This is a genomic window from Kribbella sp. CA-253562 (genome assembly GCF_050942265.1).
Lineage (GTDB): Bacteria > Actinomycetota > Actinomycetes > Propionibacteriales > Kribbellaceae > Kribbella.
The window spans coordinates 2877731-2900292 of sequence record NZ_CP192049.1; the positions used below are offsets into that span (position 1 = coordinate 2877731).

Sequence of the window (22562 nt, forward strand, 5' to 3'; positions counted from 1 at the left end):
CCCACGAGACACTGGAGTTTGTGTTGCCCGCTGACCTCTCGGCCGAGGACGCCAAACTGGTCACCCTGGCCCGTGCCGCCCGCGCCCGCACCCGCGCGACCGAGGGTGCCGCCGTGCGCGACTCCGACGGACGGACGTACGCTGCCTGTACGGTCCAGCTCGACACGGTGCTGCTGTCCGCGCTGCAGCTCGCGGTCGCGATGGCGGTCTCGTCCGGCGTGAAGGGCATCGAGGCGGCCGCGCTGGTCACCGACGCCGGGACCGAGGCGGTCGATGTCGAGGTGGTCCGGTACTTCGGTGGCGCCGCGCTGCCCGTAGTCGTTGCTGATGGCAACGGAGAGGTTCGTGATGTCGTCCACACCTGAGCAGTTCCGATCCGGTTTCGCCTGTTTCGTCGGGCGGCCGAACGCGGGCAAGTCGACGCTGACCAACGCGCTGGTCGGCCAGAAGATCGTGATCACCTCGTCCAAGCCGCAGACCACCCGGCACGCGGTGCGGGGCATCGTGCACCGCGACGACGCGCAGCTGATCCTGGTCGACACCCCGGGGCTGCACAAGCCGCGGACCCTGCTCGGCGAGCGGCTCAACGACGTGGTCAAGACCACCTGGGCCGAGGTCGACGTGATCGCGATCTGCCTGCCCGCCAGCGAGCGGATCGGGCCGGGCGACCGGTTCCTGGTCGGCGAGGCGGCCAAGGTCGCCAAGACCCCGAAGGTCGCGCTGGCCACCAAGGCGGACCTGGTCGGCCCGGACCGGATGGCCGAGCACCTGGCCGAGATCGCCGCGCTCGGCGAGGCGCACGGCATCGAGTGGGCCTCGGTCGTCCCGGTCTCGGCGGTCGACGGGTTCCAGGTCGACGTGGTCGCCGACGAGCTGGTCAAGCTGCTGCCGGAGGGCATGCCGCTGTACGCCGACGGCGACGTCACCGACGAGCCGGAGGAGATCCTGGTCGGCGAGCTGATCCGGGAGGCCGCGCTGGAAGGTGTCCGGGACGAGCTGCCGCACTCGATCGCGGTCACCATCGACGAGATGATGCTGCGCGAGGGCCGCCCGGACGACAAGCCGCTGCTGGACATCTACGCGAACATCTTCCTGGAGCGGGACAGCCAGAAGGGCATCGTGATCGGCCACAAGGGCGCCCGCCTGCGCGAGGTCGGCGCCAACGCCCGCCGCCAGATCGAGGCGCTGCTCGGTACGCCGGTCTATCTCGACCTGCACGTCAAGATCGCCAAGAACTGGCAGACCGACGCCAAGCACCTGAAGAAGCTCGGGTTCTGATGGGTGAGAGCATCGCCCGCGACGCGAGCACGGTGGCGTCGCGGATCCCGGCGCTGCTCAATCCCGCCTTCGCGGCGCTGTCCGGTCCGCACGCGTCGTTCGCGGAGGTTCGCGGGAACGCTCGGGTCTATCCGTCGGACATGGCGCCGTTCCTCGGGCTGCCCGACGAGCCGACCGAGCAGGACTGGGCCGACGCCGCCGAGCTGATCGGGCGTGGGCGAGTGGTCGCGATCAAGCATCCGTCCCTCGTGGTGCCCGAGCTGTTCAAGGTCGACCTGACGATCGACCTGGTGCAGTTCGTCGCCCCGCCCGGTCTGGGCCTCGAGGACGCCGAATGTGAGGTGCTCGGTCCGGACGACGTACCCGAGATGCTGAGCCTGGTCGAGCTCACCGACCCAGGCCCCTTCCGCGCGCGGACCGTCGAGCTGGGGACCTACCTCGGGCTGCGGCGCGACGGCGAGCTGATCGCGATGGCCGGCGAGCGGTACCGCCTGCCCGGCCACACCGAGATCAGCGCCGTCTGCACCCACCCCGATCATCGAGGCCAAGGCCTGGCCACCCGCCTGATCCGAGCCGTTGCCGCTGGCATCGAACGGCGCGGCGACCGGCCCTTCCTGCACACCGGCACGAGCAACCTGAGCGCGATCCGCCTCTACGAAGCCCTCGGCTTCACGGTCAGCAGCCACACCAGGGTGACCGTCCTCCAGGTCGTCTAGATCGACTTCTGGTAAGCGATCGAGCGGGCCACCACGTGGTACCCGAGCTTCTCGTTGATGCCGATCATGTGCGCGTTCGACTCGGCGTTCCAGGTGTCGAGCTGGGTCAGCGCCGGTTCGGCCTCGCGCATCCACAGCAGCATGCCGGTTTTCACCAGCGCGCCGAGTCGATGCCCACGATGGTCGCGGGACACCGCGGTGTCGGCCTGTTCGGCGATGTGCGGCCGCTCCCGCTCGACGGTGATCGTCGAGTGCCCGGCCAGCTCGCCGGTGCCCCGTTCGCGGGCGATCACCCGGTACAGGTTCCGGTCGTGCGCCAGTTGCGCCTGTTCGTAGGCCCGCAACCGCTCCGGGCTGTACTCGTCGTCCTCGATGTCCAGCTCGTCCTTCGGCGCGTCGTTGATCGACGCGGTCACCGCGACCATCCCGTCGAGCAGCTCGGCCGGCAGCTCCCCGCTCACCCGCACCAGCTCGTACGCCGACGCCGCGCGCTCCGCCTCGTCGTACAGGCGCTGCACGAGGTCCCAGTCCAGCGCGGTCAGATCCTGGCGCCGGTTCACCTCGATGGCCTTCGGCTCGTAGCCCTGCCGCCGCGCGAACAGGTCGGCCTTCGGCAGGTCCCACGCGCTCAGCCCGAGCGAGGTCCGGCCGAGCTCCTCGGCCAGCCCTTCGCCGTACGCGAGCAGCTCGCCGCCGAGGCCGCGGCCCCGCCGGTCCGGGTGCACTTCGACCTCGAACCAGGCCAGGTTCGTGTTGTCGTAGGTCGGCAGCTCGACGCTCAGCACCCCGGCGAGCGTGCCGTCCTCGTCGCGGGCCAGGTACGCCTGTCCGGGATCGCCGTCCCAGCCGTACTTCAGGTGCGCCGCGAAACCGCGAGCGGTCGGCAGCAGCGCGTCCGGGCAGTCGAGCTTGTGCGTGGCCTGAAACAGCGCCACGGCGTCCGCGCACCCGACCTCGTCGTCGGGGGAGAGCCTGGTGATGTCCACCCGCCCAGACTGGCGGGCGGCATCGTTGACCGCCAGAGGTTTTCCGGGGGTGAGAATCTTGCCAGGGCAGTGAATCTTGACCGATTCAAAAACATCCGAAAGTATCTGTGTGATGGCCCTGCACTCCGACCCCACCGAACTGCTGCGCGAGGCCGCGCTGCGGGTCACCCGGCCACGGCTGGCCGTCCTGACCGCCGTGCACTCCCATCCGCACGCCGACACCGACGCGATCATCCGGGCCACCCGCGAGGAGCTGCCCGACGTGTCGCACCAGGCCGTGTACGACGTCCTGCGGGCGCTGACCGACGCGGGCCTGCTGCGGCGGATCCAGCCGGCCGGTTCGGTCGCCCGGTACGAGGCCCGCGTGGGCGACAACCACCACCACGTGGTCTGCCGGTCCTGCGGCGCCATCGAAGACGTGGACTGCGCCGTCGGCGCGGCCCCCTGCCTGCACCCGTCCGACCAGCACGGCTTCGCCGTCGACGAGGCCGAGGTCGTGTACTGGGGGCTGTGCCCGGCGTGTTCCGCCGCAAGTTCTGAACCAGCCACCACATCGAGAGGTTGAGCATGACCGAGACGCCTGACCTGCCGCACGGCAGTGAGAGCGAGAACCCCGCCATCGACTCCCCGACGCCGGCGGTGCCCAATCCGCGGTCGAACCGGGACTGGTGGCCGAACCAGCTGGACCTCTCGGTGCTGCGCCGGCACGCCCCGCAGGCCAGCCCGCTGGAGCAGGACTTCGACTACGCCGAGGAGTTCAAGAAGCTCGACGTGGACGCGCTCAAGCGCGACATCGTCGAGGTGATGCGGACGTCGCAGGACTGGTGGCCGGCCGACTTCGGGCACTACGGCCCGCTGTTCATCCGGATGAGCTGGCACAGCGCCGGCACCTACCGGATCGAGGACGGCCGCGGTGGTGGCGGCGACGGCGCGCAGCGCTTCGCCCCGCTGAACAGCTGGCCCGACAACGCCAACCTGGACAAGGCCCGCCGCCTGCTCTGGCCGGTCAAGCAGAAGTACGGCCGCAAGATCTCCTGGGCCGACCTGCTGGTCCTGGCCGGCAACGTGGCGCTGGAGGACATGGGCTTCCAGACCTTCGGCTTCGGCTTCGGCCGCGAGGACGTCTGGGAGCCGGAGGAGATCTTCTGGGGTCCCGAGGACACCTGGCTGGGCGACCAGCGCTACAGCGGTGACCGGCAGCTCGCCAACCCGCTCGGCGCGGTCCAGATGGGCCTGATCTACGTCAATCCCGAGGGCCCCAACGGCCAGCCGGACCCGCTGGCCGCGGCCCGCGACATCCGCGAGACCTTCGGCCGGATGGCGATGAACGACGAGGAGACCATCGCGCTGATCGCCGGCGGTCACTCGTTCGGCAAGACCCACGGCGCCGGCCCGGCCGACCACGTCGGTCCCGAGCCGGAGGCGGCGCCGATCGAGGCGCAGGGCCTGGGCTGGAAGAGCACGTACGGCTCCGGCAAGGGCCCGGACGCGATCACCAGCGGTCTCGAGGTGACCTGGACCAGCACGCCGACCAAGTGGGGTCACGGCTTCTTCCAGAACCTGTTCGGCCACGAGTGGGAGCTGACCAAGAGCCCGGCCGGCGCATGGCAGTGGGTCGCCAAGGACGCCGAGGAGTCCGTGCCGGACGCGTACGACGCGAACAAGAAGCACCGCCCGACGATGCTGACCACGGACCTCGCGCTGCGCGTCGACCCGGAGTACGAGAAGATCTCGCGGCGGTTCCTGGAGCATCCGGAGGAGTTCCAGCTCGCGTTCGCCAAGGCCTGGTACAAGCTGCTGCACCGTGACATGGGTCCGGTGTCGCGCTACCTCGGGCCGTGGGTCCCGGAGCCGCAGCTGTGGCAGGACCCGGTCCCGGCCGTCGACCACGAGCTGATCGACGACGCCGACGCCGCGGCGCTGAAGGCGAAGCTGCTCGACTCCGGGCTGTCCGTCGGTCAGCTGGTCCGGACGGCGTGGGCCGCGGCGGCCTCGTTCCGCGGCACCGACAAGCGCGGTGGCGTGAACGGCGCCCGGCTGCGGCTCGAGCCGCAGCGCAACTGGGAGGTCAACCAGCCGGCCGAGCTGGCCGAGGTGCTGCCGAAGCTGGAGCAGATCCAGCAGGAGTTCAACAGCGCGCAGACCGGCGGCAAGCGGGTCTCGCTGGCCGACCTGATCGTGCTGGCCGGCAACGCGGGCGTCGAGCGCGCGGCGGCCAACGCCGGGCAGGACGTCACGGTGCCGTTCCACCCGGGCCGGACCGACGCCTCGCAGGAAGACACCGACACCGAGACGTTCGCGGTGCTCGAGCCGCGCGCCGACGGATTCCGCAACTACCTGCGGGCCGGTGAGAAGCTGTCGCCGGAGACGCTGCTGCTGGACCGGGCCTACATGCTGACCCTGACCGCGCCCGAGCTGACGGTGCTGATCGGCGGCCTGCGGGCGCTGGGCGCGAACACCGGCGGCTCGAAGCACGGCGTGTTCACCGACCGGCCGGAGACGCTGACCACCGACTTCTTCGTGAACCTGCTCGCGCCGGGCACGGAGTGGAAGACCTCGGTCGTCGACGAGAACGTCTTCGAGATCCGTGAGCTGGGCTCGGACGAGGTCAAGTGGACGGCGACCGCCGTCGACCTGGTCTTCGGCGCCAATTCGCAGCTGCGCGCGCTCGCCGAGGTGTACGCCGCGGCCGACGCGCAGGAGAAGTTCGTCAAGGACTTCGTCGCCGCGTGGGTGAAGGTGATGGAGCTCGACCGGTTCGACCTGAAGTGACCTGATCGCGAACGGCCCGGCTCACTCGGTGAGCCGGGCCGTTCGTGTCGGTCAGGACGGGGAAGGCATCCCGTAGGAGTGGTCGACGGTCATCGTGAGCAGCAGCCGCCCCTCCGCGACCATCGCGCGGCGGTAGTCGTCCCAGTCCGGGTGCTCGCCGGAGGCCGTCCGGTAGTAGTCGACCAGCGCCTCGACCGCGTCGTCGTGCGGATCCTGTGCCACCGCACTCAGCTCGGCCTTGCCTTCGAGCACCAGGTACGACCGGCCGTTGGGGCCGTTGACGTACAGACTGGCCCGCGGGTCGCGGCGCAGGTTCTTGGTCTTCGCCCGTCCGTCGGTCAGCGAGACGCGGATCCGGTCGCTCTCGGCGTCGTACACGTAGGTGACGTTGGACAGCTGCGGCCGCCCGTCCCGCTTCAGCGTGACGAGAACACCGAGGCCGTGGGTGCCGAGACGCTCGGCGAGTGAGTCGGTCATGCGACCAGCGTAGAAGGTCAAGTGCGCTTGAGCTCAAGCCTGTCTCAGCGCAGGAAGCCGGCGACCGCCGCGAGCCAGCGGTCCGGGGACTTGCTGTGGATGCGGTGACCACTGTCGACCGTGGTGATGGTTGCTGAGGGCAAGGAGCTTGCCAGCAGCTGGTAGCGCGTCTGGTCCAGGTGGCTGCCGGGGCCGCCGGCCAGGAGCAGCGTGGGAGCGGTGATCGCCGAGAGGTCACTCCACCATCGGGGCTGGGGTTCGACCAGCTGGGCCAGGACCTGGCGGAACATGACCGGGTCGTAGGAGCGTCGGCTGAATCCGGCCAGCAGTCGCATCACCGGACCGGTGCCGCGCCGGGCGGGTGGATGATCCTGGGCGTCGCGGGGTGGCACCGGCAGCTCCTCGAGCACCAGTCGGTCGACGCGGTCGGGGTGCTGCTGCGCGATCAGCGAAGCGACGAACGCGCCGAGCGAGTGGCCGACCAGCGTGAAACGCTCGACGCCGGCGGCGTCGAGCTCGTGGACGACCTGGTCCCGGAAGGCGGTCAAGGGGTACGACTCACGCCGTACGGCGTTCTCGTGGCCGAGCAGGGTCGGGCAGTGGAGTTGGTAGCCGAGGGCGGTCAGGCCGGGGCGGACCCCATCCCAGGTGCCGGGGCCGCTGATCGCGGCGTGCAGGCAGACGAGCGTCTTCATCGAGTGAGTTTCTCCCAACTAGGTCGAGACGAGCAGGACGCCGCCGACGACGGCGACGAGGCCGGTGGCGGTGATCGGGGTGAGGCGCTCGCGGAGTACGACGAGGCCGAGCAAGGTGCCGACGGCAACGTTGAGGGTGCGGCCGACGGCGACCGCCTCGATCGAGGTCAGCGTCATCGCGACCAGGACGAGCCCGTAACTCGCGGGCGTCAGCACAGCGATCGGTACGGCGTTGCGCCAGTGCGGAAGCACGGCGGCGAGCCGGCGGTCCGGGCGGAGAGTCGCTGTGAGCAGACCGAACTGGGCCAGGTTTGAGACCGCCAGGTAGGGGAGCAGGTCGACGCCGAGAGTACTGATCGCGTAGCCGTCCCAGAGCGTGTACGCGCAGCTGCACGCGCCCACGACGAGGCCGAGCCCGACACCCCGGCCGAGCCCGCGCCGGGTCGGGCTGCGATCCATCACCAGCACACCGCCGGCCACCAGCGCCGCACCGGCCCAGGTGATCGGAGCCGGCAGGCCGGTCCACGGGATCGCCGCGAGCGTCACCAGGACCGGGGTCGTGCCCCGGCTGACCGGATAGACCACGCCGAAGCCGCCCGCGCCGTACGCCTTCTGCAGGGTGATGGCGTAGCCGGTGTGCAGAGCCATGCTGACCAGAGCGGCCCACCAGGTCGTGCCGATTCCACCGCTGAAGAGCAGCACGAGCGAAACCGGAGCGGTGACGGCGGCGCACAGCCAGACCAGGTCAGGGCCCGGGAATGACGAATTCTTGAGCAGCAGATTCCAGGTGGCGTGGCAGCAGGCGGCGATGGTCAGCAACGCGAGGGCGGTCACGTAGACACTGTCTACACGAGACAGGTAGACAATGTCTACTCACCACGGACGCGGTCGCCCGTCACGCTGCGTGTCTCGCCGATCGAGACCCCCGGTTCGACGGCCGGGCGGGCCTGTGCTTAGACTCGCTGGCATCATGCGGCACCAGGTTCTCCTCCTTCGCTGCCGCGGCGAGGCCTGACCAGGCCGGTTCCCTCGCCGCGGAGTTCTGTCGTGCGCCGGTCGTCGACGACCCCGTGGTACAGCCTTCTCGAGGAGAACCCCCGTGGCACCCAAGAACCAGCCCCAGCCCGTTCAGCAACCTTCCGGTATGCCGGTGCAGCGTTACCGCGCGTTCCCGCCGATCGACCTGCCGGACCGGACCTGGCCCGCCAAGACCGTCGACCGGACCCCGCGCTGGCTGTCCACCGACCTGCGGGACGGCAACCAGGCCCTGGTCGAGCCGATGTCGCCGGCCCGCAAGCGGCGGATGTTCGACCTGCTGGTGAAGATGGGCTACAAGGAGATCGAGGTCGGTTTCCCCAGTGCCAGCCAGTACGACTTCGACTTCGTCCGCAGCCTGATCGAGGGCGACGCGATCCCCGACGACGTGACGATCTCGGTGCTGACCCAGGCCCGCGAGGAGCTGATCGAGCGGACCGTGCAGTCGCTGCAGGGCTCGCCGAAGGCCACCATCCACCTCTACAACGCGACCGCGCCGCTGTTCCGCCGGGTCGTGTTCAACGTCGACAAGGCCGAGTGCCGCGCGATCGCCGTACGGGGCACCGAGACCGTGATGAAGTACGCCGACGAGATGCTGGGCGACTGCGAGTTCGGCTACCAGTACAGCCCGGAGATCTTCACCGGCACCGAGCTGGAGTTCGCGCTCGAGGTGTGCGAGGCGGTCAGCGACGTCTGGCAGCCGGCCGAGGGGCGCGAGATCATCCTGAACCTGCCGGCCACCGTCGAGATGTCCACGCCGAACGTGTACGCCGACCAGATCGAGTGGTTCGGCCGCAACCTGACCCGGCGCGAGCACAGCACGATCAGCCTGCACCCGCACAACGACCGCGGCACCGCCGTCGCCGCCACCGAGCTGGCCCTGATGGCCGGCGCGGATCGGGTCGAGGGCTGCCTGTTCGGCCACGGCGAGCGGACCGGCAACGTCGACCTGGTCACCCTGGGCATGAACCTGTTCAGCCAGGGCATCGACCCGCAGATCGACTTCTCCGACATCGACGAGATCCGCCGGACGGTCGAGTACTGCACCCAGATGCGCGTGCCCGAGCGTCAGCCGTACGCCGGCGACCTGGTCTACACCGCCTTCTCCGGCTCCCACCAGGACGCGATCAAGAAGGGCCTGGAGGCGCTCGACAAGCAGGCCGCGGCCGAGGGCAAGCCGGTCGGCGAGATCGCCTGGGAAGCGCCGTACCTGCCGATCGACCCCAAGGACGTCGGCCGCTCGTACGAGGCGGTCATCCGGGTCAACTCGCAGTCCGGCAAGGGCGGCGTCGCCTACATCATGAAGTCCGAGCACCGCCTCGACCTGCCGCGCCGGCTGCAGATCGAGTTCAGCCGGGTCATCCAGCAGCACACCGACGCCGAGGGCGGCGAGGTCGGCCCCCAGGTGATGTGGGACATCTTCGCCAACGAGTACCTGGCGCCGGGCAAGCTCTCGCTGCTGACCGTCACCTCGAAGTCCGGCGGCGAGGGCAACGAGACGGTCGCCGTACAGGTCTACTCCAACGGCGTACCGCACGAGCTGACCGGTGAGGGCAACGGCCCGGTCTCGGCGTTCGTCGACGCGATCAAGCCGCTGAAGTACGACGTGCGCGTGCTGGACTACCACGAGCACGCGCTCTCGGCCGGCGGCGACGCCCTGGCCGCGGCGTACGTCGAGTGCGAGGTCGGCGACGAGGTGTACTGGGGTGTCGGCCGCGACGCCAACATCCTGACCGCGTCGCTGAAGGCCGTCGTCTCGGCGATCAACCGCGCCACTCGCTGAAATCCACGTGCGGATCGTCCGCCGAGCTGCTTGGCTCGGCGGATGATCACCGTGCGCGAGATCGACCCGTCCGACGACGCGGCGTACGGGAGCTGGTACGACGCTTTCCGCGCCGGCCTCTCGGAGGGCCGGCCGGCCGCGCTGCTGGAGACGCGTGAGGCGCTGGCCTGCTCGCTGCGTCATCCGGGACCGCAGAAGACACGGATCCCGGTGGGCGCCTTCGAGGGCGACCGGCTGATCGGCGCGCTGCTGTTCGCGTACCCGCTGCTGGACAACCTGGACAGCGTCGAGGTGGAGATCGCCGTTCCGCCCGCCGAGCGCCGCCGCGGCGCCGGCACGATGTTGTGGCGCTGGGCAACGGCCCGTGCGGCCGAACTCGGTCGGACGATCTTCCAGGCCGAGCTCGGAGTCCCCACTTCGGACCAGCCGTGGCCGGGCAGCATTTTCGCCGCGGGCCTCGGGTTCACCATCGGCAACGTCGAGGACCACCTCGTCGTCCCGCTCCCGTACGACGCCGACCGGCTGGAACGGCTCCGGTCCGAGGTGGGCGAGCCGAACGGGTACCGCCTGACGTCCTGGGTGGGCCCGTGCCCCGAGCAGCACCTGCCGGCGTACGCCGACCTGAGAACGGCGATGGATCTCGACGTCCCGTCGGGGGAGATGACGCGCGACCCCGCGCCGTGGACCGTCGAGCGGCTGCGGGCCAGCGAGCAGCGGCTTGCGAAGAACTACCTGGCGATGGTGACGATGGCGCACACCCTCGACGGCGCCCCGGCGGGCTACACATTGATGTACCTGATGAACGCCGATCCCGAGCACGCGTTGCAGGACGACACCCTCGTGCTGCGCGACCATCGCGGCCACAATCTCGGCGCTCACCTGAAACTGGCCAACCTCGACCAGCTCGCGAAGCGCCGCACCACCCAGCGTCTGCTGCACACCTGGACCGCCCACTCGAACGTCGCCATGCGGACGGTCAACGCCCGCTTCGGCTTCGAGGTCGTCGAACAGCACCACGAGCTGGAGCGCGCGACCCCGAAGCTGCGCCCGGCCGCGCGGGCCGTCGTCCTGGACCGGGACGACCGGATCCTGCTGATGCGGTTCTCCTTCGACGACCGGCCGGACGTGTGGGCGGCACCCGGCGGCGGGGTCGAGCCGGGGGAGTCGTTGCTGCAGGCACTCACTCGCGAGCTGGCCGAGGAGATCGGTCTGACGCCGCCGGTCGATCCGCCGCACGTGTGGCACCAGGAGGTTGTTGCCGCGGGCCACGCGCGGGGGTACGACGGGGTGATCAACGACTACTTCCTGATCCGGGTCGACAGCCACACCCCGGTCGGCTCGATGTCGGCGGCCGAGCTGCTCGCCGAGAACGTGCACGGCCATCGCTGGTGGACCCTGGACGAGCTCACGGCGTACGACGGCCCGGACGTGTTCTCTCCACGCGCGCTTCCGGTCTACCTCGCCGACCTGCTCGCGAGCGGACCACCGGCGTCGCCGCACCTCATCGGTCTCTGACGGCTACAGGCGGCGTTCCCAGCTGAGGTGACCTTCGTCCATCGTCGCGTGGCCGTCGGCGCCGGCGGCCACGCTCGGGTCATGGGTGGCGATGACGACGGCGGCGCCGCGCTCGGCCTCCCGGCGGAGCAGCTCCAGGACGCGTTCGCGGTTGGTGCTGTCGAGCTCGCTGGTCGATTCGTCCGCCAGCACGACCCTGCCCTGCTGAGCCAGCCCGCGCGCGACCGCGACACGCTGCTGCTCGCCACCGGACAGCTCCTCGACCAGGTGGTCGCCGCTCTCCTCGAGTCCCACCGCCGTCAGCGCCTCGTCGATCACCCGATCAACGTCTTCCTTGCCCTCGGCAAGCAATGGCAGAGCCAGGTTCTCCCGGGCGGTGAGCACGCGTGCCAGTCCGTTGCCCTGGGGAATCAGTACGACGCCCTGCTGGGACGCGCCCGGCCGGTCCACCACCGGTACGCCGTCCAGTGCGACCGTGCCCGCCTTCGGCGTGAGGGCCCCGGCAAGGGCCCACAGCAACGAACTCTTGCCCGCGCCGGACGGCCCACTGACGGCCAGGACGAAGCCCGGCGGGACCCGCAGCGACACGTCGGCGACGGCCACCACGTCGTCGTACGCGACCACGAGGCCGGTGGCGGTGATGCCGTGCTCGATGCTCATCAGGAGTCCTCCTGCTCGACCGGACTGAGCCGGACTTCGCCGTCCTCGGTGGTGGTGACCCGCAGCAGTGTCCCGGGTGGCAGCAGGTCGGCCACGTGCGGCGGCAGCGGCAGCGACCCGTCGGTGGCGACCACCGCGAACTCCTCGCCGGACCGGCCCTCGGAGGCGATCCGGCCGTCCCGGATCGTGATCGTCCGCGGCAGCGCGGCGGCGACCTCCGGGTCGTGGGTGATCAGCAGCACTGTCATCCCGGTGGTCCGGTTGATGGTCGAGATCGCCGCCAGCACCTCGTCACGCGCCTGGTGATCGAGCTGGCTGGTCGGCTCGTCGGCCAGCAACAGCCCGGGATAGGTGGCGATCCCGACCGCGACGGCGGTGAGCTGGATCTGGCCCGGCGTGAGCCTGCCGAGCGGTGACTTCGCCTGCCGGGCGAGGCCGACCAGTTCCAGCACCTCCTCCGGCGTCGGCAGGTCGCGGTTGCGCGGCGCGGCCTGCTGGGCGTAGCGGATGTTGTCGAGCGGTGTCAGGTACGGGATGAGGTTGCGCCCGGCACCCTGGAGCACGATGCCGACGTCGGCGGCGCGCATCCGGTCCAGCTCCGCCTCGGTCATCGTGGCGACGTTGTGCTCACCGATGTGCAGCCGGCCCGCGCTCGGCGTGAGCAGTCCGCCGCACAGCTGCAGCAGCGTCGACTTGCCGGCGCCGGACGGTCCGAGCAGGCCGACCAGCTCACCCGGCCGGACCGAGATCCCGATGCCGGACAGCGCCGCGACGTCATGGCCCTGGCTGCGGTAGATGTGCACCAGACCGCTGGTGCTGATCGCGAGGCCGCTCATGCCAGGTCCTCCTTGATCCGGCTGTAGCCGGCCCGGCGGTTCACACCGGAGCCGAGCAACAGCGTGGTCGTGGTCAGCACGACGGTCCCGATCAGCCAGAGCGCCCCGGCCACGGCCCAGTTCGTGCCGAGGTCGAGCGGGATCGGTGACGGTTCACCGGTCTCGGCGAACAACGGGATCAGCGGCAGTGCGACCTTCGCACCGACCACCCCGCAGATCGAGCCGAGCAGCACGGCCAGCGCGACCGGTCCGGTCTGCTCCCAGCGCGCGGCCCGACCGGTCGTGGCAGCCGGTACGCCGGTGATCCGCAGGCTCGCGTAGTCCTGGGCCCGCGACCGCCACGAGGTGACCACCATCAGCAGCAGCACGATGATCGCGAGCGACCAGCCGGCGACGCCGATCACCGGCGTCAGTTGCAGCGCGAGTGCGCTCGCCGAGCGCCCGTACACCTCTGCCCGCGCGGCACTGCGGTCGGCCAGGGAGGCGTCCATCCCGCTCTTGCCGAGCGCCGCGATCAGCTGGTCGGCCTTGGCCACACCCTCGGCGTTCAGCCAGACCTCGAACGAGACGTTGCTCTGGGCAACCGTACCGCCGATTCGCCGGAGCGCCTCGAGATCGACGACGGCGGATCGCTCGGGATAGCGGTTGATCGGTCCGCGAAGCCGGTCGATCGGGCGGACCAGCTGCGCGATCCCGTCCAGCGCGGGCACTGTCGTACCGTCCTGGACGGGGTAACCGCTGGTCACCAGCGCCGGCGTCCTCGGCGGAGTCGACCCGTGCTGGAGCACCGTGGGCAGCGCGATGCTGGTGACGGTCAGGGTCAGGCCGCCGGCGGGTCCGTCCTTGGCCCGGATGGCGCCGCTGTCCTCGCTGAGTTGCGGGATCTCCTGCCAGTCAGCCGCCGTACCGAGTGACGCGGCCGGAGTGCCGTCGGAACCGAACCTGCTGAGTACGACGTCGCCCTTGATGCCGGACTGGTCGTTGAGGTCCCGGGCGATGCCGAGTCGCAGCAGGCGGCAGCCGTCCTGGCAGCTCGACATGGTGGTGGTCAGGTCGACGGTTCGGCCCGGGACCAGCGGCAGCGCGGGGAAGCGGGTGTCGTACCGGCTACCGTCCCGCAGGCTGACCAGGGTCGCCTGGATGATCACCGACTTCGCCGGGGCTTGTGGCGGTGGCGGAGTGCCGTCGATCGTCTTCGGAACCACCGGTTCGACCCGGCCGATGCTCGCGGACACGCGCAGCGTCGTGCCACGGAGCTCGATCGGGGCCGGTTGCCTCGGCGCGGACAGCTGCCCGAAGCCTTCCGCATCGGTCAGTTCGTCGCCCTGGAAGGCGATCCGGCGGAAGCTGTCCGGTTCGATCATCACCGTGCCCAGCGCGTCGGGTGCGGTCGTGGTGGCGATCACGACGGGGGACAGCCACTGCCGCTCGCGATCGACACTGTCCAGCGCCTCGGTGAAGTCGCCGAGGTCGGTCGCGTTGACCTGGACGACGCCTTCGGCGCCCGCCTCGTAGCCGGCGCGGGTCTCCCGGTTGTCCCCGGCAACGGACGCGGCCTGGCCGGCGAACGAGACCAGGGCGGTCGCCACCGCGACGACGGCGACGATGCGGGTCACCGCCGGCCGCCGCGAAACCTGGAGTGCGCCGAGTGCGAGGCCGAGACGGCCGGCCCGCAACGCCTGCCGGCTGATCAGGGCTGCCGCCGGGAGCAAGAGATGGGCGAAGGTCAGTCCGGCCGCCAGCGCGAGCAGCGTGGGGGTCAGCACCGGCAAAGGCCCGCGGCCACCGCCGGTCAACGCGCCGACCAGACCAGCCGTCGCCAGTACGACGATCGCGACGTCGGCGATCGCCACGGTCCTGCCGCCCCGGCGGGGGACCACGCGGCGCAGCAGGGTCGAGATCGGTTGCCGGGCGACCGAGCGAACGGTCGACACCACGACGACAAGCCCGACGACCAACGCCACGCCGACTGCGGCCGGCACCGTCCAGTGGAACTCGATCGGCGACCCTCCGTCGAGCCAGGTCTGTCTGACGGCCAGGAGCAGGCCGAACCCGGACGCCGCGCCCAGGAGCATCCCGGCCGCGACGGGCACTCCGAGCTCCAGCGCCAGCGCCTGCCCGGCCGATCGCGCACTCGCTCCGCGCAGCCGGGCCACAGCGAGCTCGGGGCGGCGCTGGTCGACCACCGCCGCCAGCGCCAGGGCCAGCACCACCACGCCGAACAGGGCGACCTGGACCATCACCAACGGGATGATGGTCGCCGCCTGCCGCCGTTCGGCCGCGATCGAGTCGACCAGTCCGACCAGGCCGGAGTTGTTGTGGGCGTTGTACTGGAGTTCGCCGGCCTGCGCCTCGACGTTCGCGGTGGCGGCTTTGAGCCGCTCGAGATCGTCCAGGCGGGTGAGGCCGGGCAGCGGCCGGGTGTCGACGGTGTTGCGATGTCCCCAGGCCGCCTGGTCGAAGGTCTTGCGGTCGGTCAGCAGGTAGTCCAGCCCGCCGGGCTTCTCGCCGAACTCGGGAAAAGAGTGTCCGGTTGGTGGGCGGCCGAACCAGTACACGTCCTTGGCGTCCGCAGGGACGTACAGACCGACGACGGTCAGCACGCCGCTGCCGACGTACTGGTTGGGGATGATGTTCAGGCGCTGGCCGAGCTTGATGCCGTGGTTGTCGACGTCCACGGCCGACATCACCACCTCGCTGGGCGCCGAGGCGCACCGGCCGGCGGTCAGCTTCAGCCGCTCGCAGTACCCGTCGCGCCACAGGATGCGTCCCTGCGGCTTGGGTGCGGTGATCTGCGGGCCGGTGAGCCAGGTGATGTCGACGTGCGCGCCGTACACGGGCGGGCTGAACAGCGGTTCGAGATCAGCGGGAACGAGTGTCCGCAGCTTCTCCGGCGGCGTCGGTTTGCTGACGATGCGGCTGGTCGGCGGCGGCAGTGCTTCCAACTGCCAGGCGGCGACCAGCGGCTGGTTGGTCAGCATCTCGGTCGTGACGGTCTGTTCCACCGCCCGGGAGAACCAGGGCGCGAACGAGGCGCACGTGCCGATCAGCAGACTCACCCCGGCCAGGACCACGGCCTGGGACCACCGGTAGCGCAACGCCCGGCCTAGGAACATCTCTCCGTACCCCCCAGCAGCCCGTGAACCCTGTCGAGAACCTACGGACTGACCGGTGTCACGTCAGGATTTCGGCGTCCACCGATGCGCTTTCGTTGCCTGCCCGACCGGCCCTTGCCGCCTCGGTCGAAGTGTTGCTACCCAGCGGTACCCGGCCGTCACCGTGGGTCGATGCGCCGGGTGGTTCGCCGGGTCGGGGATGCTTGTGCCATGACGGATCCGAAGGTCACGCTGGAGCTGGACAGGCCGCAGGGCGGATCACTCGACGCACTCCTTGCCCTGCCCACCGGCGAAGTCCGCGCGTACGCCGTCCTGGCGCACCGCTCACCGGGGTCCGTGGACGTCATCGCCGACTCTCTGACCCGGGCGGGGATCGCCGTGCTCGCGTTCGAGATCGGCGCCGCCGGGGCGGTCGCCGACGTGGTGCTCGCGGCGTACCACCTGCGGGCGAACTTCGAGCCGCCGGAGATCCTGATCGGGCACTCGCTCGGCGGGGTCGCGGTGCTGTCGGCGTCCCACCTCGTGCCGGAGATCCGGGCCGTGGTGACGATCAACGCCCCGGCCGGCGAGATCCCGCCGCCGCGCACCGCACTGCTGGTGATGCACGCGCCGAACGACCAGCAGGTCGGCATCCAGAACGCCGGGCACCTGTTCGTCGCCGCCCGGCATCCGAAGTCGTTCATCGCGCTGGACGGCGCGGATCACGCGCTGACGAACGCGGCCGACGCGGTGTACGCGGCGACGATGCTCGGCGCATGGGTCGGCCGGTACCTGACCAAACCGGCGGCGCCGGTCGCGTCTGGCCTGACGATGGGCCATCAGGTCGTCGTACGGGAGAACGGCGCGCCGTACGCGCAAACCATCGTCGCCGGCCGCCACCACCTCACCGCCGACGAGCCCGTCCCGCTAGGCCGCGACACCGGCCCCACGCCGTACGACCTGCTGCTGGCGTCCCTCGGCTCGTGCACGTCGATGACAATCCGGATGTACGCCGAACGCAAACAGATCCCACTCCGCGACGTCTCGATCGAGCTCCGGCACGCGCGAGTCCACGCCAAGGACTGCGAGGAGTGCGAGACCAGTGCGGGCATGCTGGACCGGATCGACCTACGGATCACGCTGGACGGCGACCTCACCGACGAACAACGCGAGAAGCTGCTCGCGATCGCGGGCAAATGCCCGGTCCACCGGACCCTGCACTCGGAGGTCCAGATCCGCACGGCCATCGCCGACTGAGGGTCCGCTTCGGCTGACCCTCGCCAGGGGATTGTCTGTGGCGCCCACCTCCCCGCCGTACCGCCCGGAGTGCCCCCAACCCGTCCACCCACGGGACAGGGGTAAGTTCGGAGCATGCGTGAATCCCAGCTCGGAGATCTGACCGTTTCCGCCCTCGGCCTCGGCTGCATGGGGATGTCCCAGTCGTACGGCGCCGGCGACGAAGCCGAGTCGATCGCGACCGTGCACGCCGCGATCGATGCCGGCTGCACCTTCCTCGATACCGCCGACGTGTACGGCGACGGCGCGAACGAGGAGCTGGTCGGACGCGCCCTGGCCGGCCGCCGCGACCAGGTGGTGCTGGCGACGAAGTTCGGCTTCAGCCGCAGCCAGGCCGGCGACGCGATCCCGAACGTGATCAACGGCAGCCCGGAGTACGCCCGCGCCGCGATCGACGCGTCGCTGCGCCGGCTCGGCGTCGACCACGTCGACCTGTGGTACCTGCACCGCCGCGACCCGCAGGTCCCGATCGAGGAGACCGTCGGCGCGATGGCCGAGGCCGTGCAGGCCGGCAAGGTCCGCTACCTCGGTCTGTCCGAGGTGTCCGGCGACACCGTCCGCGCCGCACACGCCGTCCACCCGATCAGCGCCGTCCAGAGCGAGTGGTCGCTGTGGACCCGTGACCCGGAGACCACCGTCCTCCCGACGCTGCGCGAGCTGGGCATCGGCTTCGTCCCGTTCAGCCCGCTGGGCCGCGGCTTCCTGACCGGCCAGATCCAGTCCCCGTCGGACTTCGGCCCCGACGACATGCGCGCCACGCTGCCCCGCTTCACCGGCGAGAACTTCCAGAAGAACCTCGACCTGGTCGCCCAGGTCAAGTCCCTCGCCGCCGCCCGCGGCGTCACCGCCGGCCAACTGGCCCTCGCCTGGCTCCTTGCCCAGGGCAACGACGTTGCGCCGATCCCCGGCACCAAGCGCCGCAGCTACCTCGCGGAGAACCTGGCCGCGGTCGACATCACCCTGACCCCCGAGGAACTCGACACCCTGAACAACGCGTTCCCCCCGGAAGCCGCCGCCGGTACGCGCTACACCGAGTCCGGCATGAAGATGGTCAACCAGTGACCGATCCCAGCAGCAACGTGCCCGGCGGAGGCGATCAGCCGCTGATCGCCGTCACCGGCTCCACCGGCAATCTCGGCTCCCAAGTCGCCCGAAAGCTCGCCGACGCCGGCGTACGCCAACGCCTGGTGGTCCGCGACCCCGCAAGAGCCCCCGAGCTCCCCAACACCGAGGTCGCTCAAGCCGCGTACGGCGAACACGCCGCTCTGCTCAACGCCTTCGACGGCGCCGACACCCTGCTCCTGCTCAGCGCCACCGAGTCCGCCGACCGCGTGTCTTTGCATACGGCAACCATCGACGCCGCGGTCGCCGCCGGCGTACGCCACATCGTCTACACCTCCTTCGTCGGCGCTGCCCCGAACGCCACGTTCACCTTCGCCCGCGACCACTGGCACACCGAGCAGCACCTGCGCGAGTCCGGCGTCGGTTTCACCTTCCTGCGCGACAACCTGTACCTCGACTTCGTCCCCGGGTTCGTCGGCGAGGACGACGCGATCCGTGGTCCGGCCGGCGACGGCCGCGTCGCCGCCGTCCTGCGCGCCGACGTCGCCGCGGTCGCCGCCCAGGTTCTGCTGGATCCCGCCGCGCACGCCGGCGCGACGTACGACCTGACCGGCCCGACCGCCTTCACCCTGAGCGAGGCGGCCGCCGTACTGAGCGAGAAGTACGGCCGCAAGATCCGCTACGAGCCCGAGACCCTCGACGAGGCGTACCGCTCCCGCGAACGCTTCAACGCCCCCGCCTGGGAGGTGGCCGGCTGGGTCACGTCGTACGCCGCGATCGCCAGCGGCGAGCTGAGCGCCGTCAGCCCCGCCGTCGAGCAGCTCACCGGCCGTAAGCCCACCGGCCTGGCCGAGTACGTGAACACTCTCTGACTGTCGGACCGATTTGAGACACTGTCCCCGTGCCGCTCTACCGTGACGAAGCCATCGTGCTCCGAACCCAGAAACTGGGCGAAGCCGACCGCATCGCCACCCTGCTGACCCGCTCCCACGGCAAGATCCGCGCCGTCGCCAAGGGAGTCCGCCGTACGTCGTCCCGCTTCGGCGCGCGACTGGAACCCTTCAGCCACGTCGACCTGCAACTCGCCACCGGCCGCACCCTCGACGTCGTCACCCAGGCGGTCTCCATCGCCGCGTACGGCGAAGGCATCGTCTCCGACTACGCCCGCTACACCACCGGCACAGTCCTGCTGGAAACCGTGGACCGCCTCGTCGTCGAGGAAAAAGAACCAGCCACCCAGCAACACCTCCTGTTGGCCGGAGCCCTCCGAGTCCTGTCCACCGGCGAACGAGAACCCCGCCTCATCCTCGACTCGTTTCTCCTCCGCTCCCTGGCCATCTCCGGCTACGCCCCCTCCTTCGGCGACTGCGCCCGCTGCGGCGAACCAGGCCCCCACCGAGCCTTCAACCCCGCCGCCGGTGGCATGGTCTGCACCTCCTGCCGCCCACCCGCCTCCACCATGCCCGCCCCCGCCACCATCACCCTCCTGGCAGCCCTCCTCACCGGCGACTGGCCCACCGCCGAACGCACGGATCCCCGCACCCGGCGCGAAGCAGACACCCTGGTAGCCGCCTTCGTAGCCTGGCACCTGGACCGCCTGCGCTCTTTGCGGCACCTGGACCTCACGCCGGCTCCGGTAGTCCCGCTGCCAGGCACCGAGTCCCTCAGCTGACTCCAGCCACTTGCAACAACCTGCAACTTCCCGCCGCCGCAAGCCGACCCCTGTGGACAACTCTGATCCAGGCCACTAGGCGTATGGCAGAGTTATACGGTCAGTAGTCACAGAGGTTAGTGGAGGCAGGATGATCCGGCGTCTTATCGTGAGCACGATCGCGGTAGTGCTCGCCCCGGTTCTGACTTCGTGTGACTCGTCCGATAGCGCCACACCGCCTCCATTCACGCCATCGACGGCGCCGACATCCGCGAGCAGTACACCTCCGTCACCGCAGAGCGAGGCGGGTGCCGAGGCGCAGGCCGCGTACCGGCGGTATCTCCAGGCCAAGATGGCGACAGAGGCCAGCGGCGGTGTGAACACCAAGCCTCTCTCATCAGTCGCCACCGGAGTCATTCTCGCGTCGGAGCTCAATCAGGCGACGATCTTCCGTGCGAGGAAGTGGCACAGCGTAGGCCAGATCGACGTGGTCTGGACCAAGGTGCTCAAGGTCGGCCCAACCGGTCCCACTGGGATGATCGGCGAAGTCACCGTGCAGGCGTGCTTTGACTCGTCGAAAGTCACCGCTGTCGACGCCAACGGTAAGAGTGTCAAGAAGCCTGGGACACCGACTCGCTGGCTCGACGAGATGCGGATGCGCTTGGAGGCCGGGGCATGGAAGGCGTCGTACGGCCTGAACAAGGCGGCGAAATGTTGAGCAAGTCGCTTGGATCCTGCGTCGCTCTGGTGCTCGCTGGCACGTTGATTCTGCCGCTCTCTGCTGCCGCAGACCCGGAGCCGGGATCACCGGAATGCAGGCTGAGCCCGACAACGGGCGAATGCCAGTTCGAAGTCACCGACCCGGGTAAGCCGGCGACTGGCGATCCAGGTCAAGGGGACAAGACCAAGTCGGTCAGCAAGTCAGGCTGCGTCTTCGAGGGCAAGCCGATCCCGTGCACCACCGAGGACGGATTCTGGGATCCTTCGTCGGGTTGTTATCTCCTGCCCCAGGACAAGCCCATGACCCTGGGGGACATGAGCAAGATCAAACCCGGCAGCAAGTTCTACCGTTGCTGGGTGTTGCTCGACGTCGTGGACGGCAAGCCGGTCGGCGAAGCGCGGTTCGAGTCGGAGATCAAGGAGCCCGGCGAGCCCGAGACGATCGACCCGCGAGTGGCAGCTCGTCAGGTTGTCGACGACATGAACTTCGTCGCGCCGCAGCTCGGCTTGTCGCCGTTCGTGCAGAGCGCGCGGCACGAAGGGGTGGTGAACTCGCCGGTCTGGATGTGGGTGACCGACCCCGGCGAAAGCACGACCGGCCCGCTATCGGCTCACGTATCTCTCGGCGGAGTGACGATCGAGGCCGTCGGGACGGTCGACCGGATCGAGTGGTCCATGGGCGACGGCAACACGGTCACCTGCAAAGGCGCCGGTACGCCGTTCGACCGCAACTCTGTGGAAGGCAAGTCGCTGCGGGAAGTGCCGGCGTCACCCACGTGCGGGCATAAGTACGTGAAGACGTCGCGCTGCGAGCAAAACGGCAAGTTCCCGGTGAGCGCCACGGCGTACTGGAACGTCCACTGGACCGGCGGCGGCATGGAGGGCGACATCCCACTGCAGTTCAGCCGCTCGACCTCCCTGTCGGTGATCGATCTGCGACCGGTCCTCGTGGCTACGGATGGCGGCAGCGAGCCGGAGGTCAGCGCTCCTGCGCGGTCGTGCTGACCTAGGCGGTTCTGTCCGATCAGGGGTCGTGCGTCTGGCTGCCGCCCGGATGGTGACGCCGGGGGGAAGTTGCCTCTCGACGTAGGGCGATGGCGGGACTGAGCGGCTGATGGGGGAAAATCGACGGCATGTCGCCATTGGGTCGTCGTCGGGTTGTGGAGCGGAAGGCCCGGGGGGAGGTGCTGGTGCCGGAGCCGCATCCGTCCGGGGCTCGGCCGCCGGTGTTGCCGGCTGAGTTGGTGCCTGAGCATGTGGCGATCGTGATGGACGGGAACGGGCGGTGGGCCAAGCAGCGGGGGCTGGCTCGGACCGAGGGGCATCGGGCGGGGGAGGCTTCGTTGCTCGATGTGATCAAGGGGGGCATCGAGATCGGGGTGAAGTACATTTCGGCGTACGCGTTCTCGACCGAGAACTGGGCGCGTTCGCCGGAGGAGGTCCGGTTCCTGATGGGGTTCAACCGGGACGTGATCCATCGGCGCCGCGACGAGCTGGACGCGATGGGGGTGCGGGTCGTGTGGTCGGGGCGGCGGCCGCGGTTGTGGAAGAGCGTGATCGACGAGCTGGAGTACGCGCAGGAGCGGACCAAGGACAACGACGTGATCACGCTGCAGTTCTGTGTGAACTACGGCGGGCAGGCGGAGATCGCGGACGCGATGAAGTCGATCGCCCAAGAGGTTGCCGCGGGCAAGCTTCGGCCGGACCGGATCACCGAGAAGACGATCGCGCGGCATCTGTACCACCCGGAGGTTCCGGAGGTCGACTTGTTCGTCCGGTCGTCGGGGGAGCAGCGGACGTCGAACTTCCTGGTCTGGCAGTTGGCGTACGCCGAGATGGTGTTCCTGGACACGCTGTGGCCCGACTTCGACCGGCGCGATCTGTGGCGGGCGATCGAGATCTACGCACAGCGGGACCGGCGGTACGGCGGAGCGGTGCCGAACGAGGTCACCAGCACCTGACCGTACGGCGGCAAACGGAATGCT

The 22562-nt window shown here is 69.9% G+C and carries 21 protein-coding genes; 14 read left to right on the forward strand and 7 right to left on the reverse strand.

The window, feature by feature from the left end; translation table 11 throughout:
• The first annotated feature begins 23 nt into the window (after positions 1-23).
• From ACQPXM_RS13835 to ACQPXM_RS13845, 3 genes are read left to right on the forward strand one after another with little or no spacing between them, the layout of a single operon-like run.
• Positions 24-365 (forward strand): cytidine deaminase, encoded by a 342-nt coding sequence (locus ACQPXM_RS13835; RefSeq protein ID WP_432948474.1) that lies wholly within the window; start codon positions 24-26, stop codon positions 363-365.
• Complete coding sequence (gene era / locus ACQPXM_RS13840) at positions 349-1278, forward strand: GTPase Era (protein ID WP_077013117.1); 930 nt, start codon at positions 349-351, stop codon at positions 1276-1278. The genes ACQPXM_RS13835 and era overlap by 17 nt, the downstream gene beginning before the upstream one ends.
• A complete protein-coding gene (locus ACQPXM_RS13845) occupies positions 1278-1994 on the forward strand; it encodes a GNAT family N-acetyltransferase (RefSeq protein WP_432948477.1) in 717 nt (238 codons plus the stop codon). The genes era and ACQPXM_RS13845 overlap by 1 nt, the downstream gene beginning before the upstream one ends.
• Here ACQPXM_RS13845 and ACQPXM_RS13850 read toward each other — a convergent pair.
• Positions 1991-2980 (reverse strand): GNAT family N-acetyltransferase, encoded by a 990-nt coding sequence (locus tag ACQPXM_RS13850; protein ID WP_432948479.1) that lies wholly within the window; start codon positions 2978-2980, stop codon positions 1991-1993. The genes ACQPXM_RS13845 and ACQPXM_RS13850 overlap by 4 nt on opposite strands.
• Before the next feature lie 112 nt (positions 2981-3092).
• On the opposite strand from ACQPXM_RS13850, the gene ACQPXM_RS13855 reads away from it, so the two are divergent.
• Entirely contained in the window at positions 3093-3545 is a 453-nt protein-coding gene (locus ACQPXM_RS13855; RefSeq protein WP_432948481.1) for a Fur family transcriptional regulator, read from the forward strand.
• Positions 3546-3547: 2 nt separating this feature from the next.
• On the forward strand, positions 3548-5752 hold the full coding sequence (gene katG / locus ACQPXM_RS13860) for a catalase/peroxidase HPI (protein WP_432948483.1): 2205 nt from the start codon (positions 3548-3550) through the stop codon (positions 5750-5752).
• 51 nt (positions 5753-5803) lie between these two features.
• On the opposite strand, the gene ACQPXM_RS13865 is transcribed toward katG, so the two are convergent.
• From ACQPXM_RS13865 to ACQPXM_RS13875, 3 genes are read right to left on the reverse strand one after another with little or no spacing between them, the layout of a single operon-like run.
• Positions 5804-6229 (reverse strand): PPOX class F420-dependent oxidoreductase, encoded by a 426-nt coding sequence (locus ACQPXM_RS13865; RefSeq protein ID WP_432948485.1) that lies wholly within the window; start codon positions 6227-6229, stop codon positions 5804-5806.
• Between the two features lie 44 nt (positions 6230-6273).
• Entirely contained in the window at positions 6274-6924 is a 651-nt protein-coding gene (locus ACQPXM_RS13870; RefSeq protein WP_432948487.1) for an alpha/beta fold hydrolase, read from the reverse strand.
• A gap of 18 nt (positions 6925-6942) precedes the next feature.
• Positions 6943-7758 carry a hypothetical protein gene (locus ACQPXM_RS13875; protein WP_432948489.1) on the reverse strand — a complete coding sequence of 272 codons (816 nt, stop codon included), beginning with the start codon at positions 7756-7758 and terminating at the stop codon, positions 6943-6945.
• Positions 7759-8068: 310 nt separating this feature from the next.
• On the opposite strand from ACQPXM_RS13875, the gene leuA reads away from it, so the two are divergent.
• Both leuA and ACQPXM_RS13885 read left to right on the forward strand, forming a co-directional pair.
• On the forward strand, positions 8069-9742 hold the full coding sequence (leuA, locus tag ACQPXM_RS13880; protein WP_432948491.1) for a 2-isopropylmalate synthase: 1674 nt from the start codon (positions 8069-8071) through the stop codon (positions 9740-9742).
• A 42-nt stretch (positions 9743-9784) separates the two neighbouring features.
• Positions 9785-11257: a GNAT family N-acetyltransferase gene (locus ACQPXM_RS13885; RefSeq protein WP_432948493.1), complete on the forward strand. Its 1473-nt coding sequence runs from the start codon at positions 9785-9787 to the stop codon at positions 11255-11257.
• A 3-nt stretch (positions 11258-11260) separates the two neighbouring features.
• Here ACQPXM_RS13885 and ACQPXM_RS13890 read toward each other — a convergent pair whose 3' ends face one another.
• Genes ACQPXM_RS13890 through ACQPXM_RS13900 form a run of 3 tightly spaced genes read right to left on the reverse strand, consistent with a single transcriptional unit; the run spans position 11261 to position 15869 of the window.
• Positions 11261-11917 (reverse strand): ATP-binding cassette domain-containing protein, encoded by a 657-nt coding sequence (locus tag ACQPXM_RS13890; RefSeq protein ID WP_432948495.1) that lies wholly within the window; start codon positions 11915-11917, stop codon positions 11261-11263.
• Entirely contained in the window at positions 11917-12753 is an 837-nt protein-coding gene (locus tag ACQPXM_RS13895) for an ABC transporter ATP-binding protein (protein WP_432948497.1), read from the reverse strand. The genes ACQPXM_RS13890 and ACQPXM_RS13895 overlap by 1 nt, the downstream gene beginning before the upstream one ends.
• Entirely contained in the window at positions 12750-15869 is a 3120-nt protein-coding gene (locus ACQPXM_RS13900) for an FtsX-like permease family protein (protein ID WP_432948499.1), read from the reverse strand. The genes ACQPXM_RS13895 and ACQPXM_RS13900 overlap by 4 nt, the downstream gene beginning before the upstream one ends.
• 210 nt (positions 15870-16079) lie before the next feature.
• Between ACQPXM_RS13900 and ACQPXM_RS13905 the strand changes: the two genes are divergently transcribed.
• The 7 genes from ACQPXM_RS13905 (at position 16080) to ACQPXM_RS13935 (ending at position 22538) form a co-directional block, all read left to right on the forward strand.
• The gene (locus ACQPXM_RS13905) at positions 16080-17105 is read left to right on the forward strand and encodes a bifunctional alpha/beta hydrolase/OsmC family protein (RefSeq protein ID WP_432948501.1); all 1026 of its coding nucleotides are present in this window, start codon (positions 16080-16082) and stop codon (positions 17103-17105) included.
• A gap of 114 nt (positions 17106-17219) precedes the next feature.
• On the forward strand, positions 17220-18206 hold the full coding sequence (locus ACQPXM_RS13910; protein WP_432948503.1) for an aldo/keto reductase: 987 nt from the start codon (positions 17220-17222) through the stop codon (positions 18204-18206).
• Positions 18203-19078, forward strand: coding sequence for an SDR family oxidoreductase (locus tag ACQPXM_RS13915; protein WP_432948505.1), 876 nt, complete (start codon positions 18203-18205; stop codon positions 19076-19078). The genes ACQPXM_RS13910 and ACQPXM_RS13915 overlap by 4 nt, the downstream gene beginning before the upstream one ends.
• A 29-nt stretch (positions 19079-19107) precedes the next feature.
• On the forward strand, positions 19108-19878 hold the full coding sequence (gene recO, locus ACQPXM_RS13920) for a DNA repair protein RecO (protein WP_432948507.1): 771 nt from the start codon (positions 19108-19110) through the stop codon (positions 19876-19878).
• A gap of 148 nt (positions 19879-20026) precedes the next feature.
• Positions 20027-20575 (forward strand): hypothetical protein, encoded by a 549-nt coding sequence (locus ACQPXM_RS13925; RefSeq protein ID WP_432948509.1) that lies wholly within the window; start codon positions 20027-20029, stop codon positions 20573-20575.
• On the forward strand, positions 20533-21582 hold the full coding sequence (locus tag ACQPXM_RS13930) for a hypothetical protein (RefSeq protein ID WP_432948511.1): 1050 nt from the start codon (positions 20533-20535) through the stop codon (positions 21580-21582). Before ACQPXM_RS13925 ends, ACQPXM_RS13930 begins: the two co-directional genes overlap by 43 nt.
• Before the next feature lie 128 nt (positions 21583-21710).
• The gene (locus tag ACQPXM_RS13935) at positions 21711-22538 is read left to right on the forward strand and encodes an isoprenyl transferase (protein WP_432948513.1); all 828 of its coding nucleotides are present in this window, start codon (positions 21711-21713) and stop codon (positions 22536-22538) included.
• The last annotated feature ends 24 nt before the right edge of the window (positions 22539-22562 follow it).

What these genes read in the sequence shown, in the direction of transcription:
- ACQPXM_RS13930 (WP_432948511.1), top strand. Translation starts at nt 20,533, where the DNA reads ATGGAAGGCGTCGTACGGCCTGAACAAGGCGGCGAAATGTTGAGCAAG.
- ACQPXM_RS13905 (WP_432948501.1), top strand. Translation starts at nt 16,080, where the DNA reads ATGACGGATCCGAAGGTCACGCTGGAGCTGGACAGGCCGCAGGGCGGA.
- ACQPXM_RS13900 (WP_432948499.1), bottom strand. Translation starts at nt 15,869, where the DNA reads ATGTTCCTAGGCCGGGCGTTGCGCTACCGGTGGTCCCAGGCCGTGGTC.
- ACQPXM_RS13865 (WP_432948485.1), bottom strand. Translation starts at nt 6,229, where the DNA reads ATGACCGACTCACTCGCCGAGCGTCTCGGCACCCACGGCCTCGGTGTT.
- katG (WP_432948483.1), top strand. Translation starts at nt 3,548, where the DNA reads ATGACCGAGACGCCTGACCTGCCGCACGGCAGTGAGAGCGAGAACCCC.
- era (WP_077013117.1), top strand. Translation starts at nt 349, where the DNA reads ATGTCGTCCACACCTGAGCAGTTCCGATCCGGTTTCGCCTGTTTCGTC.
- ACQPXM_RS13870 (WP_432948487.1), bottom strand. Translation starts at nt 6,924, where the DNA reads ATGAAGACGCTCGTCTGCCTGCACGCCGCGATCAGCGGCCCCGGCACC.
- ACQPXM_RS13855 (WP_432948481.1), top strand. Translation starts at nt 3,093, where the DNA reads ATGGCCCTGCACTCCGACCCCACCGAACTGCTGCGCGAGGCCGCGCTG.
- ACQPXM_RS13885 (WP_432948493.1), top strand. Translation starts at nt 9,785, where the DNA reads ATGATCACCGTGCGCGAGATCGACCCGTCCGACGACGCGGCGTACGGG.
- ACQPXM_RS13890 (WP_432948495.1), bottom strand. Translation starts at nt 11,917, where the DNA reads ATGAGCATCGAGCACGGCATCACCGCCACCGGCCTCGTGGTCGCGTAC.
- ACQPXM_RS13895 (WP_432948497.1), bottom strand. Translation starts at nt 12,753, where the DNA reads ATGAGCGGCCTCGCGATCAGCACCAGCGGTCTGGTGCACATCTACCGC.
- ACQPXM_RS13845 (WP_432948477.1), top strand. Translation starts at nt 1,278, where the DNA reads ATGGGTGAGAGCATCGCCCGCGACGCGAGCACGGTGGCGTCGCGGATC.
- ACQPXM_RS13935 (WP_432948513.1), top strand. Translation starts at nt 21,711, where the DNA reads ATGTCGCCATTGGGTCGTCGTCGGGTTGTGGAGCGGAAGGCCCGGGGG.
- leuA (WP_432948491.1), top strand. Translation starts at nt 8,069, where the DNA reads ATGCCGGTGCAGCGTTACCGCGCGTTCCCGCCGATCGACCTGCCGGAC.
- ACQPXM_RS13910 (WP_432948503.1), top strand. Translation starts at nt 17,220, where the DNA reads ATGCGTGAATCCCAGCTCGGAGATCTGACCGTTTCCGCCCTCGGCCTC.